The 13,490-nt window shown below is 45.3% G+C and carries 11 protein-coding genes, 1 pseudogene and 1 riboswitch; of the genes and pseudogenes, 8 read left to right on the top strand and 4 right to left on the bottom strand.

Features of this window, described 5'->3' with window-relative positions; all coding sequences use genetic code 11:
• Window positions 1-217: 217 nt before the first annotated feature.
• The gene (locus C7R73_RS01275; protein WP_106448765.1) at window positions 218-1,129 is read right to left on the bottom strand and encodes a DNA/RNA non-specific endonuclease; all 912 of its coding nucleotides are present in this window, start codon (window positions 1,127-1,129) and stop codon (window positions 218-220) included.
• A 145-nt stretch (window positions 1,130-1,274) separates the two neighbouring features.
• Between C7R73_RS01275 and C7R73_RS01270 the strand changes: the two genes are divergently transcribed.
• The 4 genes from C7R73_RS01270 to panD all read left to right on the top strand — a co-directional run bounded on the left by C7R73_RS01270 (window position 1,275) and on the right by panD (window position 4,851).
• On the top strand, window positions 1,275-2,282 hold the full coding sequence (locus C7R73_RS01270) for a hypothetical protein (protein WP_106448764.1): 1,008 nt from the start codon (window positions 1,275-1,277) through the stop codon (window positions 2,280-2,282).
• 538 nt (window positions 2,283-2,820) lie between these two features.
• The gene (panB, locus tag C7R73_RS01265; protein ID WP_414718254.1) at window positions 2,821-3,591 is read left to right on the top strand and encodes a 3-methyl-2-oxobutanoate hydroxymethyltransferase; all 771 of its coding nucleotides are present in this window, start codon (window positions 2,821-2,823) and stop codon (window positions 3,589-3,591) included.
• Between the two features lie 15 nt (window positions 3,592-3,606).
• Window positions 3,607-4,449 (top strand): pantoate--beta-alanine ligase, encoded by an 843-nt coding sequence (panC, locus tag C7R73_RS01260; RefSeq protein ID WP_106448762.1) that lies wholly within the window; start codon window positions 3,607-3,609, stop codon window positions 4,447-4,449.
• 15 nt (window positions 4,450-4,464) lie between these two features.
• Window positions 4,465-4,851, top strand: coding sequence for an aspartate 1-decarboxylase (panD, locus tag C7R73_RS01255; RefSeq protein WP_086628237.1), 387 nt, complete (start codon window positions 4,465-4,467; stop codon window positions 4,849-4,851).
• Window positions 4,852-4,922: 71 nt separating this feature from the next.
• On the opposite strand, the gene C7R73_RS01250 is transcribed toward panD, so the two are convergent.
• On the bottom strand, window positions 4,923-5,882 hold the full coding sequence (locus C7R73_RS01250; protein WP_106448761.1) for a lactate/malate family dehydrogenase: 960 nt from the start codon (window positions 5,880-5,882) through the stop codon (window positions 4,923-4,925).
• A 3-nt stretch (window positions 5,883-5,885) separates the two neighbouring features.
• Window positions 5,886-6,599, bottom strand: a complete 714-nt coding sequence (locus C7R73_RS01245) for an HAD family hydrolase (RefSeq protein ID WP_161525840.1) — start codon at window positions 6,597-6,599, stop codon at window positions 5,886-5,888.
• 199 nt (window positions 6,600-6,798) lie between these two features.
• Window positions 6,799-6,953, top strand: a riboswitch (Lysine riboswitch).
• Between the two features lie 192 nt (window positions 6,954-7,145).
• On the opposite strand from C7R73_RS01245, the pseudogene C7R73_RS13945 reads away from it, so the two are divergent.
• Both C7R73_RS13945 and C7R73_RS01230 read left to right on the top strand, forming a co-directional pair.
• Window positions 7,146-8,824: pseudogene (locus C7R73_RS13945) on the top strand (ABC transporter substrate-binding protein/permease).
• Between the two features lie 22 nt (window positions 8,825-8,846).
• Window positions 8,847-9,584, top strand: a complete 738-nt coding sequence (locus tag C7R73_RS01230) for an amino acid ABC transporter ATP-binding protein (protein ID WP_106448757.1) — start codon at window positions 8,847-8,849, stop codon at window positions 9,582-9,584.
• Window positions 9,585-9,639: 55 nt separating this feature from the next.
• Here the strand turns inward: C7R73_RS01230 and def are convergent, their stop codons facing one another.
• The gene (gene def, locus C7R73_RS01225; protein WP_106448756.1) at window positions 9,640-10,200 is read right to left on the bottom strand and encodes a peptide deformylase; all 561 of its coding nucleotides are present in this window, start codon (window positions 10,198-10,200) and stop codon (window positions 9,640-9,642) included.
• Between the two features lie 220 nt (window positions 10,201-10,420).
• Between def and gdhA the strand changes: the two genes are divergently transcribed.
• Together gdhA and pdhA are read left to right on the top strand one after the other, a co-directional pair.
• Complete coding sequence (gdhA, locus tag C7R73_RS01220; RefSeq protein ID WP_106448755.1) at window positions 10,421-11,767, top strand: NADP-specific glutamate dehydrogenase; 1,347 nt, start codon at window positions 10,421-10,423, stop codon at window positions 11,765-11,767.
• A gap of 613 nt (window positions 11,768-12,380) precedes the next feature.
• Entirely contained in the window at window positions 12,381-13,490 is a 1,110-nt protein-coding gene (gene pdhA, locus C7R73_RS01215) for a pyruvate dehydrogenase (acetyl-transferring) E1 component subunit alpha (RefSeq protein WP_106448754.1), read from the top strand.

Raw genomic sequence — 13,490 nt, 5'->3', positions numbered from 1 at the left:
TGTTAAGGAAAAAAACAAGCAGTAGGTTTGTTGTTACTCATGGGATTATTTTTAGTGCGCATGCGTAGATGCGTGTTCAGGAGATCCAGCAATCAGAAAAACACCAAGAATTGATATATACACGATTAAAGCCAACGCAGGCGCCGAAAAATTCGCCGCCTGCATTGGCTTTACTTAAATCTATGTTAATCATGTTATCCACTGATATTTTAAGATATCAATCTACTCCATCCTTAGGTTCATTAAATACATACACATTCAAGTCAATTGAATTATCCGTTACACTTTTTGCCATAATATGCAGACCTTGACTCATCAATTCGTCCCCCATAAATATTGGCGTAACACGGTAACGAACAACAGAACCATGTTGAATAGCTGTCTTAACAATATCTTCTGCAGCAAAATACATAGTTGGATAATTAGCATTACGATATAGAGTGACCAGATTACGCCAGTCTTCTCCACTTCCGCCCAAAACATCTGCTAACAGATGCCCTCTATTAAGTTGTTCCGGATTGCCTTCATTCTGTTCACTTTTTTTCCATCCAGTAGGCAATATACGGCTGTCTGCATCTGTACCGGTGTCGTACATGTTAGGTGTTACCATAGCATCCATATTCGTCACACGATTCCAATCATCTAAATTCCTATACACAACCCATCCTACACCATCATACTCTAACTCTGCTGCTGTAAAGGTACTATTTCCACCATTCAATATTACTTCATCTGCCCCAGTGTATTTTGGAACGTCTACTGCTGTTAAAATAGCAGAATTTACTTGTTCAATCGGAGTTTCGATTGGGATTTCAATTGGTGTTTCAAGTGAGGGGTCAATTGATTCCACTTGGCTGGAATCCGGATTATCCGGTTCTATTGAAGTTTTCGATTCTAGTTCTTCTATCGATTCAAATAATATTTCCGAATCTATTGAACTAACCGATTCCGCTGAAATAAGCTCGTGTGATTCAGATTCTGTTTCAACTACGACTTGTGTTTCTTTTGCCGTCTTCACTACCGTGTTGTTTAATGAATCGTTGCTAATTACTACACAAAAAACAATGGCGGGCACAAGTAAAAGCCCTAGCATACCGAAAAATGGGTTTTCCCCACCTTTTTTTGACATTAACTTGTCCTCCTTTAGCTTACTATTTATATATTAACACCATTCGGAAATATTTCCCTTAGCAAAATTGCTATTTATATATATTAATATTAAAATGTGATTATAACATTTTAACATATTTGTTATATATGAAGGAGTGATAAAAATGAAAAGGATTTTTAAAGTTTTTGGCGTATTAGTTGCTTCCATCTTCATTATTGCTATTTTCCAGCTAATTTCCCCTGTACTCTTAGTACTTTCTGGATATGGTATTTGGTATTACATGAAGAAGACACCCAATCCTAAAAGAATGAAACTTGCTATTGTTGGTACGGTCATCAGTTTGTTTGGAACCTTCGCGTTAATGACATCTGGAGGAGAAAATTCCGCTTCTGAAACAACAGCAAAACAATCTCAAACAGAATCTTCTACAAAAGAAAAGACACAGAAAGAACTTGCAGAAGAAGAAAAAGCGAAAGCAGAATCTGAACAAGAAAAATTATTGAAAAGTGCTTCTGCCGCGATTAATGTAGCTGATATATGGCCATCCCGTTCTAATTTTACAACTGCTTCAAAAGCTTTTGATGAAGTAGAAGAACCCACCGATGATCTTCAAAATAAATTGAAGTCTGTTGAGGAAAAAGTGGTTCGTGAAGAGGAAAACATACAGTTAGCGGAAGAAGCAATAGCTTCAGCTGAAGCTAATTTAACTAGTGAATCAATCCAAAATGCGAAAACCTATCTAGCTGTTGTTGTTACTCGCCAAAAGGACTTTACGGATCGTATAGTCAATGTAGAAAGAACTATTGAAGAACAGGCTGCTCAAGCTGAATCTGCTAGAATTGCTGCGGAGGAATCTGCTAGAATTGCTGCGGAGGAATCTGCTAGAATTGCAGCAGAGGAATCTGCTAGAATTGCTGCAGAGGAATCTGCTAGAATTGCAGCAGAGGAATCTGCTGCTTCAAATAATCCATCAACTGTTCCATTCTCAGGAAATGGCGATGTAACTACTAATGATCCCGCCCAAGGAACCATGACAGTATATTGGACACCTGGTGGTAAATCGTACCATTATGACAGGAATTGCTATACGCTAGCGAGAAGTACAACAATTTTAGAAGGACCGGCTTCAAACTGTCCAAAAACTGACCCTTGTAACGTTTGTGTTTATTAATAGAATTTGTAAGTAGGGTATTGCAAATAAAAAGGATGGCATTCGCCACCAAATTTTCTACTCAATTTTAGGTGATTAAATCCTGAGCAACGTTACGACAATCATAACGATTTCTTCTTAAATACTATGATTGCCTATTTATGTAATAAATTGATTTATCAGCGTTCGTCTTGAATTTAACTATTTATTGTGGCTTTTTATTTGGTGGTATTATATAACCATCATCTCCATCAGATTACAAGATTAACCTTTAGAAACGTCGACAGGACACTGTTCCTTCGGCTATCTAAAGGTTGTTTTTTTGCATTTAATACCTTTTTGAATGCGTTTCAGACTATTTTCCAACCGGAGTATTTAGCTGTCATGACAGTAAATGTTTTTGGTAGGGCTTCCATTTTCAAAAAGTAGTTGACTTTATTCCCTGCAGAACGTAATGTGTGAATAATATATTATATTGGATGAAGAGAGGATGAGGATTCGGGTGAAGAAATCGGTTTTGACTTTCCGCAATGCCAAGCAGAAGAATAAGCGGCTGACGATGCTGACTGCTTATGACTATTCCACTGCCAAACTGATCGATGCATCAGGGATCGACTCGGTACTGGTGGGCGATTCGCTGGGGATGGTGATGCTGGGGTATGAAGACACTTTATCGGTAACGATGGAGGATATGATCCACCACACGAAAGCTGTCGCCAGAGGGGTAAAGGATGCGTTGGTCGTAAGCGATCTGCCGTTCATGTCCTATCAGACTTCCGTCTATGATGCGGTCTCCAATGCAGGCAGGCTGATCAAGGAAGGCCGAGCGCAGGCAGTCAAACTGGAAGGCGGCCTTGAAGTCTGCCCGCAGATCAAGGCGATCGTGGAAGCTTCGATACCGGTCATGGCGCATATCGGCCTGACGCCGCAATCCGTCAATGCTTTCGGCGGATTCAAAGTCCAAGGTAAAGATGAAGAAGCGGCGCGCAGCTTGATTGAGCAGGCGAAGGCTGTCGAAGCGGCAGGGGCTTTTGCGGTGGTGCTGGAATGCATCCCGGCCAAGCTGGCCGATCTGATCACAAAGAGCATCTCGATTCCGACGATCGGCATCGGCGCGGGGAACGGCTGTGATGGCCAAGTGTTGGTCTACCAGGACATGCTGGGGCTCTATTCCGATTTCACGCCGAAATTCGTCAAGCGCTATGCAGAAATCGGTCCGCAGATGCAAACAGCGATCGAAGGCTACATATCCGAAGTGAAAAGCGGCGCGTTTCCGGCAGCGGAGCACACCTTTGCGCTTTCCGATGCGGTCATCGAAAAATTATATTAGAGGGGTAATCACTTAATGAAGATTGCAGCTACAGTTGAAGAAATCCGCAGTGCCGTGAAGGCCTGGAAAAAGGAAGGTTTGTCGGTCGGTTTCGTGCCGACGATGGGCTATCTCCATGAAGGCCATCAAAGCTTGATGCAGAAAGCCGTCAGTGAAAACGATCGGGTGGTCGTCAGCATTTTTGTGAATCCGATGCAGTTCGGCCCATCCGAAGATTTGGAAAGCTATCCAAGGGATCTGGAAAAGGATGCCGCTTTGTGCGAAGCCAGCGGAGTGGACCTGATTTTCCATCCCGAGCCGAAGGAGATGTACCATTCCGATTTCAGCAGCTTTGTGGACATGCATGGCCTGACGGAGAGCTTGTGCGGGAAAAGCAGGCCGGCCCATTTCCGGGGCGTCTGCACAGTCGTGACAAAGCTGTTCAACATCGTACAGCCGGACCGTGCCTATTTCGGACAGAAGGACGCCCAACAGTTGGCGGTCATCCAGCAGATGGTCCGCGACCTCGATATGGACGTCACTGTCATCGGTTGCCCGATCATCCGGGAAGCGGACGGATTGGCGAAAAGTTCGCGCAACAGTTACCTGTCAGCGGATGAGCGCAAGGCAGCGTTGGTGCTTAGCCGAGCGCTCGAAGTCGCCAAGCAGTTGCTTGCGGATGGCGAGCAGGACGCTGCCAAAATCCTGAAGGCCATTTCGGAAAGGATCCAAGCCGAACCGATGGCGAAGATCGATTATGTGGAGTTGGTGGATGCGCGAACGCTGCAGCAAGTGGATAGCGTCAAGCGACCTGTATTGGTGGCTTTGGCAGTCTATATCGGGAAAACGCGTCTGATCGATAATTTTATCACGGAATAAGTGGGGGGAAAAACAATGCAACTAAATATGCTAAAAAGTAAAATACACCGTGCCGTCGTTGTCCAGGCGGAGCTTTCCTATGTGGGCAGCATCACTGTCGACAAGGATCTGCTTGATGCTGCAGGGCTGATCGAATATGAGAAGGTCCAGATCGTCGACATCGACAACGGGGCCCGGTTCGAAACTTACGTCATCGCAGGCGAACGCGGCTCGGGCATGATTTGCTTGAATGGTGCAGCCGCACGATGCGTTCAGGTGTCCGACAAAATCATCATCATGGCTTACTGCATGATGGATGAACAGGAAGCGAAGGAACACAAACCGCTTGTGGTGTTTGTGGATGAGCAGAATGCCATCACAACAGTAACAAGATATGAAGAGCATGGCAGACTCAGCATGTAGGCTGTCCATATAGGAACAAAAAGAAGCGCAACCGCATCGAGCCAATCGGCCCTGATGCGGTTGCGCTTTTCCTATCTCACGGATTGCAGCGTAAATTGAATATCTTTAATGGAGAGTTGCATTTTTTCGTATTCCGCATCATCCAGCGGCAAGGGGATCTGTTTTTCCAAGCCGTTCTTGCCGATGATGCAAGGCATACTGAAGGCTGCTTCGCCATGGCAGTTGTAAAAGCCAGTGACAGTTGCGGTAACAGGGAAGATGCTTTTCTCGTCCAGCATGACCGAGCGGGCCAAGGCTGCCGCCACTTCCCCGATGCCTGAATTGGTCCAGCCTTTCCAGTTGAAGACATCAGATGCCGTGTGAACCACTTCTTGGCTGACGAATTTTTGGTCCAATGGTGCCGCAGGGTTTAATAAAGCATCGCATTCGGAAATGGTGAGTGCACCCACAGTCGTGCTGCTGAAAGCGGGGAAGGCGGTGCTGCCGTGTTCGCCCATGATGTAGCCGCTGACGTTTTTGGGATCGACTTGATAATGGGAAGCGACAATCTGACGGTAGCGGAAAGTATCCAAAGTCGTTCCGGTGCCGAAAATTTTGCCTTTCGGATAGTCGAACTCATTCTCGGCGATATAGGTGATCGTATCGATCGGATTCGTTATCAGGATGATGATGGCGTCCTTTGTGTGCTTGGTGATGCCAGCCATGATCTTGCGTATTTCAATGGCATTCTCCTTGCCCATCAACGCTCTTGGGGGCATCTCCTCACCCGGGCGCGGCTTCTCACTGACGCCCGCGGAAATGATGATGACGTCGGCATCGGCGCAGTCCGCATAGACGCCGGCATATATTTTACTGTTTGTCCGGTAGCTGGCGGCCAACGCATGGCGGTGGTCCAGGGCTTCGCCTCTTGCCGTTTCCTCGGTGCTGTCGATCAGGACGATGTCAGAAAATAAATTGAGGTGGCTGCAGTCGGTCAATACTTGCGAACCGACATGGCCGACCCCGATGATGGCTAATTTTGTTTGGATCATAAGTCACATTTCCTTTCGTTTTGAGATGTTGTCATGAATGGCTTGGTGCATTTCCGCTACAGAATAGAAGGGTGGCTCCAGCACCATCTTTTCATCCTCCGGTTTCCGGCGATGGTTGAACCACAACGATGTCCACTTGGCAGCCTGACCGCCGATGATGTCCGTTTCGTAGGTATCCCCGATGAATAGCAACTCGTCAGGACTGGCCTTCAAAGCCTCCTGCACATGCGTGAACGCCTCGGCATGGGGTTTTGGGAAACCAATTTTTTCGGAAATGAAGATGCGCGCTGGCGGCACCCATTTCTCCAGACCCAAGGCGTTAATTTTTTTCATCTGGTGCTTTTCAGGACCGTTTGTGAAAACCGCGATCGGAATGTTCCGACTTTTCAGCTCATTCAACAGCTGCTCGATCCCTGGGCTTAACGTGATTTCTCCTTGCCTTTTTTGATAGGTTTCCTGGAAGTGCAACGCTTCTTCGCTAGTAAGGGGATGACCCAAGTCGGCGAATGTATGCTGCGTGCGCATGATATGGGATTCGGCCAGCGTCAGATCTCCATTGGCGAAAAGGTCGAAAGCGACATCGCAATGCTCGCGGAAAAGCGCGAAAGTGGCTTCGTCGCTGTGGCTGTTCTCAAAGCGGTAATTTTCCAATACTTGGAAAAATGGACTTGCTGTGTCATATAAAGTATCATCCAAATCGAATAAGATAGTAAACATTATTAAGGTAGTTCCTCCTTTTGTCGTTGCAGTCAGTATAGCATCCGAAACCGGTTTTTTGAAACGGAAAAAATAGGGACGGCCAGCCGTGGTGCCCGTCGACGAGAGTAGTGCATCGGATGGCGGAGCAAAGCGCTTTTTGTTGCAAATTAAAAATCCGTACAGTATAATAACATACAATAATGTCATACGATCATACAATAATGGAAGAGGCTGCGAACATCAAGAGTAAAATGCCCGTTTGAAAGGGGTGTTCGCCGAAATACAGCGTTTGCTGTGTTGGGGTCAGGGTTAAGAATCCTGACACTGTCAGAACGATTTGCCCAAAATCGTTTGTGGAGTACTTTCGGTATTGCGGGCAGAAGGAAGCTGGATTATAGGGCCTTTTGCTTTATAGTCTATTTTTTTGCACAAAAACGGACTGAATCAGCATTGTTATGACGCTCTATGGGTCGAAAGGTGGACAAAAAAGCAGCCGGATAAGAAGGGGTATTTTATAATTTTTTTAGCATAATAAAGGACTATATACATTAGGAGGAAATAGAGATGACAGTAAAAACATGGAAAAAGACATTGGCGGCATTGACAGGTTTGTTTATTTTGGCGGGATGCGGAAACGGAGCAACTGATGATTCATCCACGGCTGATGGTTCAGCGGATTCTGAAACATTCACGGTCGGAATGGAAGCGGGCTATCCTCCTTTCAACTGGACCCAAAATGACGACAGCAACGGCGCGGTGAAAATCGACGGCGCTGACGGTTACGCCAACGGCTATGACGTTCAGATGGCACAAAAAGTAGCAGATGGTTTAGGCAAAGAACTGGTCATCGTCAAGACAGAATGGGACGGCTTGGTGCCGGCATTAGTTTCATCCAAAATCGATGCTATCGTTGCAGGTATGTCGCCGACAGAGGAACGCAAAGAAGCAATCGATTTCTCGGATTCCTACTATACGACTGAACTTGTAATTGTCGTCAAAGCGGATGGCGCTTATGCAGATGCAACAGCTTTAGCTGATTTCGCGGACGCAAAAGTCACCGCACAGTTGAACACGTTGCACTATGGTGTCATTGATCAGATTGAAGGCGTGCAAAAGCAACCGGCAATGGACAGTTTCACTTCCATGCGCGTAGCTTTGGAGTCAGGCACAATCGATGCTTACGTATCGGAACGTCCGGAAGCCATCAGCGCTTCAGCAGCCAATTCCGCGTTCAAAATGATCTCATTGGATGAAGCGGATACGTTTGAATTGTCAGCGGCTGATTCAGAAATCGCAATCGGGTTGATCAAAGGAAGCGAATTGAAAGATCAGATCAATGAGATCCTAAGCGGCATCACCGAAGAAGAACGCATCCAAATGATGGATGAAGCAATCCAAAACCAACCATCAGCTGAATAATCAAGGCGGACGGAACATCAAAAAGGGGCATACATTAAATGGAGTTTAGTTGGGTTATCCGCATCATCGAAGAAAACTGGAGACAGTTTTTATCAGGTGCATGGACAACATTATATATAGCTTTAATCGGAACCATCATCGGACTGGGAATCGGTCTTATGATCGGCGTCATCCGTACGATCCCGGTTGCGGAATCGGGATGGAAAAAACACGTCTACAACGTGGTGAATTTTTTGCTGTCATGCTACATCGAAATTTTCCGCGGCACGCCGATGATCGTGCAAGCCATGGTCATTTATTATGGAGCGGCTTTGGCGTTTGATATCGATATGAACCGCATCTTCGCAGCGCTGCTGATTGTATCGGTCAATACGGGCGCTTATATGTCGGAGATTGTCCGCGGTGGGATCATTTCCATCGACAAAGGGCAATTCGAAGCCGCTCAAGCGATCGGGATGAATCATCTGCAGACGATGCGCAACGTCGTCATGCCGCAAGTGATCCGGAATATCCTGCCGGCGACAGGGAACGAATTCGTCATCAATATCAAAGATACGTCCGTATTGAACGTCATCTCCGTTTCGGAATTGTTCTTTACGACCAAATCGATTTCCGGGAATAACTTCCGTTACTTCGAATCATTCTTCGTGGCTTCAATCATTTACTTCGTCATGACCTTCACGGTGACGCGCATCCTGCGTGCCATCGAAAGAAAAATGCAAGGCCCTGATAATTATCAGATGATGGGTGCAGGACAAGACCAATTGACTACACCCGAATTAATGGCTCGCAAAAAACAAGCAGGAAGAGACAGAGCAAATTAATTGCCACAGGAGGAATCATTTGATGGAAAAAGTAATTGACGTACAGCATCTGAAGAAGAACTTCGGCCAACATGAAGTGCTGAAGGACATCGATTTCAGCGTTAATAAAGGAGAAGTTGTGTGCATCATCGGTTCATCGGGCTCCGGTAAATCGACTCTGTTGCGCTGCATCAATTTGCTGGAAAAACCTACAGCAGGAGAAATCATCTACAACGGCGAGAACGTATTGGACTCGAAGCACGATATCTTCAAGTACCGCAGCAAATTGGGTATGGTGTTCCAGCAGTTCAATCTGTTCAACAACTTGGACGTGCTGCATAATTGCACGGTAGGGCCTGTGAAAATCCTGAAAAAATCCCAGCAGGAAGCCGAAAAGATCGCCATGGGCTATCTGGAACAGGTTGGGATGGGGAACTTCATAAACGCCAAACCGGATCAATTGTCAGGCGGCCAAAAACAACGCGTCGCTATCGCCCGCGCTTTGACGATGGAGCCGGATGCTCTGTTGTTCGATGAGCCGACATCGGCTTTGGACCCGGAGATGGTGGGGGAAGTATTGAAGGTCATGAAGGATCTTGCCAACAGCGGCTTGACGATGATTGTCGTGACGCATGAAATGGAGTTCGCGAGGGAAGTTTCCGATCGCGTCATCTTCATGGATCAAGGCGTCATTCTGGAGCAGGGATCCCCTGATCATATCTTCTATCATCCAACCGAGGCTCGCACGAAGCAATTCCTGGAAAGATATCTTACAAAATAAAAATAAAGAAGAACGGAACTGCAGCAGCTGCAGTTCCGTTCTTCTTTTTCATTTCCTATTCAATGATGATAACGTCGTCCGCAACGGCAAAGGGTGCTTGTTCATTGATGTGGTCGTAGAACATGACTCCGTTGAGATGGTCGATTTCGTGCTGGACCACAATGGCTGTATAGCCTTTGTAGCGGGCTTTGTGTGTCACTCCTTCAGCATCCTGGTAAGATACCGTAATACGGCTGTGTCTGACGACAAACCCCGGTACTTCGCGATCCACTGAAAGGCAACCTTCGCCACCTTTAAGGCAGGCACTTTCGATCGAGTGGCTGACGATTTTAGGGTTGAACATCACTTTAGCCAATTCCGGAGGATCATCTTCATACTCCCCTGGTATCAGTAGCGCAACGATGCGCTTGGATACGTCGATTTGTGGAGCTGCCAAACCGACACCTGCGCGCAAGTTGAGTTGCTCGGCGATTTCTTCGTCCTGACTGTTCGAAAGGAACTCCATCATTTCTGCGGCGATTTTCCGATCCTCCGCGGATAAAGGGAAAGTGACCAAGTCAGCCGACCTCCGCAATGTAGGATGACCTTCCCGGATGATGTTATCCATAGTGATCATGCATGCATTCCTCCTTTTGCTGGTTTTTATATTGAAATGATTGGGCTAGCAAACTACAAAACACTTCTCGTTACATAGTACACGTTTCGAAAAAAAAAAGCTAGACCGATCTTTTCCCTTGTAATAAACAAGGGGTATGTGTAAAATAGAAAAATGAAAAAATGATTACACGACGGTGTGAGGTTTTTTTAATTCTATAGCGAAAGAAGAGATGATTTTTATGACAATTGCTAAAGATTATATTGAAAAAGTCTATAAGAAGGTTGAAGATAGAGGCCCGCATCAAAAAGAATTCTTACAAGCGGTAAGGGAGTTGTTCGACACGATCGAACCAGCTTTGGAGAAGAATCCGCATTACATAAAATGGAACATCCTTGAAAGAATGGTAGAACCTGAACGCATCGTTTCCTTCCGTGTTCCTTGGATGGATGACAAAGGGGACGTTCAAGTCAGCAAAGGTTTCCGTGTCCAATTCAATTCAGCAATCGGACCATACAAAGGCGGTTTGCGTTTCCACCCGACCGTCAACGAAAGCATCCTGAAATTTTTAGGTTTCGAACAAATCTTCAAAAACAGCCTGACCGGATTACCGATCGGCGGCGGTAAAGGTGGATCTGATTTCGATCCTAAGGGCAAAACGGATGCTGAAGTGATGCGTTTCTGCCAATCATTCATGACTGAACTGCAAAGACACATCGGCCCTACTTTGGACGTTCCTGCTGGCGATATCGGTGTCGGCGGACGCGAAATCGGCTACATGTATGGTCAATATAAACGCTTGAACGGCGCTGAGACAGGTGTTCTGACCGGCAAACCGGTCGTCATGAACGGAAGTTTGGCGCGTACAGAAGCGACAGGATACGGTTTGGTCTACTACACACAAGAAATGCTGAAAGCGAACGGTAAATCGTTTGCCGGCCAAAAAGTGGTAGTATCCGGAAGTGGAAATGTTGCAATCTATGCTATCCAAAAAGTTCATGAATTTGGTGGTACGGTTGTGGCGTGTTCCGATTCAAATGGATTTATCTACGATGAATCAGGCATCGATGTCGCTTTGCTTCAGGACATCAAAGAAGTTCGTCGCGAAAGATTGACTGAATATGCTGCTGAAAAAGCGACTGCGGTATATAAAGATGGCAGTGTCTGGGACTTCGATCTGAACTATGACATTGCTTTGCCTAGCGCAACGCAAAATGAAATCGACAAGGAACAAGCTGAAAGATTAGTCAAAGCTGGCGTTTACTGTGTCAGCGAAGGCGCGAACATGCCGAGCACTTTGGAAGCTGTGGAAATCTATGCAGACAATAACATTTTTTATGGCCCGGCTAAAGCAGCCAATGCAGGCGGAGTAGCGACTTCCGCGCTGGAAATGGCTCAGAACAGTGCCCATAGTCATTGGACATTCGAAGAAGTCGACGGCAAGCTGCAGGAGATTATGACAAACATCTTTAAGACAGCTGAAAAAACAGCTGAAGAATACGGCATACCAGGCAACTATTTGGCGGGTGCCAACATCGCAGCGTTTGTGCAAGTTGCCGATGCTATGATTTATCAAGGTTTAGTTTAAAATAAGTTTCAGCATAAATGTTTATAAAAAGGTTATTTCTTAATTGAAATGACCTTTTTTCTTTGTTTTTGAGCGGAATATACATGCGTTTTAATCCTATTTTCATAGTGGCGAGATTGTGATTTCGTGAATGAATGGAAAGGCGGGCCATAAGCCGCAAAAAAATAGCAAACTGGTTATGAAAAACTGCTGAAACTGGTTATCCAAAAAAGGGTAGTTAGAATAAAATGGCTGTTATACTTATGAAAGCCTATTCCATCAATGATTCATAATTATAATAGAAACAGTTTTCGCGGAATTTTAGTACAGAGTCCTTGTGTCTGATTGCGACAATCTGTAAACATACGTAATAATAATGAATCAATAAAAAAACATAGAGACAAAAAGAATGCTCGTTAAATAATGAACAAAACCCCGATGTTAAACGCTTACAATTAAGTAGCGATAGATATTTTGTGCACAAAAATCGAAAACTTTCCTTTTGCCTTGCATATATCTCGGATGCGTGGTAAATTATTCATGTAACAACTGTGAATTGATACAGTTGAAATCATCTGTATAAACCTCATCGACAGAGATGAAATATCAAGGGAATAGAGAGGAAAGTGTTAGCATGGCTACAAAACAAACAAAAATCGACATTGACGCATTATTAAGCAGCACGAACACAGATTTTCGCATGGTCCAAATCATGGACGAAGAAGGGAATATTGTAAACCCTGACCTTATGCCAGATCTTTCTGATGAACAATTGGTTCAATTCATGACAGATATGGTATGGTCCAGAATTTTACATGAACGTTCAACTGCGTTGAATCGTCAAGGCAGATTAGGTTTCTATGCACCGACAGCCGGCCAGGAAGCGAGCCAATTAGGAAGTATAGCAGCAATCGACAAGGAAGATGTCTTGTTGCCTGGTTACCGCGATGTTCCTCAACTGGTCAAACACGGTTTGCCGTTGACCCAAGCTTTCCTTTGGTCAAGAGGCCACGTGGATGGCAATAAATACGCTGACGACATCAAAGCTTTACCACCGCAAATCATCATCGGCGCACAATACGTGCAAGCTGCCGGTGTAGCGTTGGGCTTGAAGAAACGCAACAAGAAAAATGTAGCTATCACTTACACTGGTGACGGTGGAAGCTCACAAGGGGATTTCTATGAAGGAATCAACTTTGCTGGATCCTACAAAGCACCTGCTATCTTCTTCATCCAAAATAACGGATGGGCGATTTCAACACCTCGCCACGTTCAGACAGCTGCTCAAACATTGGCACAGAAAGCTATGGCTGCCGGAATTCCTGGTATCCAAGTCGATGGAATGGACATCTTGGCTGTATACGCCATAACCAAAAAAGCAAGAGAATATGCTGTTGCCGGAAATGGCCCTGTATTGATCGAAACAATCTGCTACCGCTTTGGTCCACACACTTTGTCAGGTGATGATCCAACACGTTACCGTGACACTGCTGAATTGGAAGGCTGGCAAGCAAAAGACCCATTGATCCGCATGCGCAAATTTTTGACGGCAAAAGGTTTATGGTCTGAAGAAAAAGAAAATGAAGTAATCGAATCAGTTAAAGAAGAAATCAAAGATGCCATCAAGGAAGCTGACCAAGCTCCTAAACAAAAAGTATCTGACTTCTTGAAGAGTATGTTCGAAGAACCGAACCAAACTATGGCAGAACAAATCGCGTACTATGAAGCAAAGGAGACTAAATAA

Origin of the sequence: Trichococcus alkaliphilus (assembly GCF_003008695.1) — a bacterium.
Classification (GTDB): domain Bacteria; phylum Bacillota; class Bacilli; order Lactobacillales; family Aerococcaceae; genus Trichococcus; species Trichococcus alkaliphilus.
The sequence above is the reverse complement of the archived record's forward strand: the minus strand, read 5'-3'. Positions and strand labels throughout refer to the sequence as shown.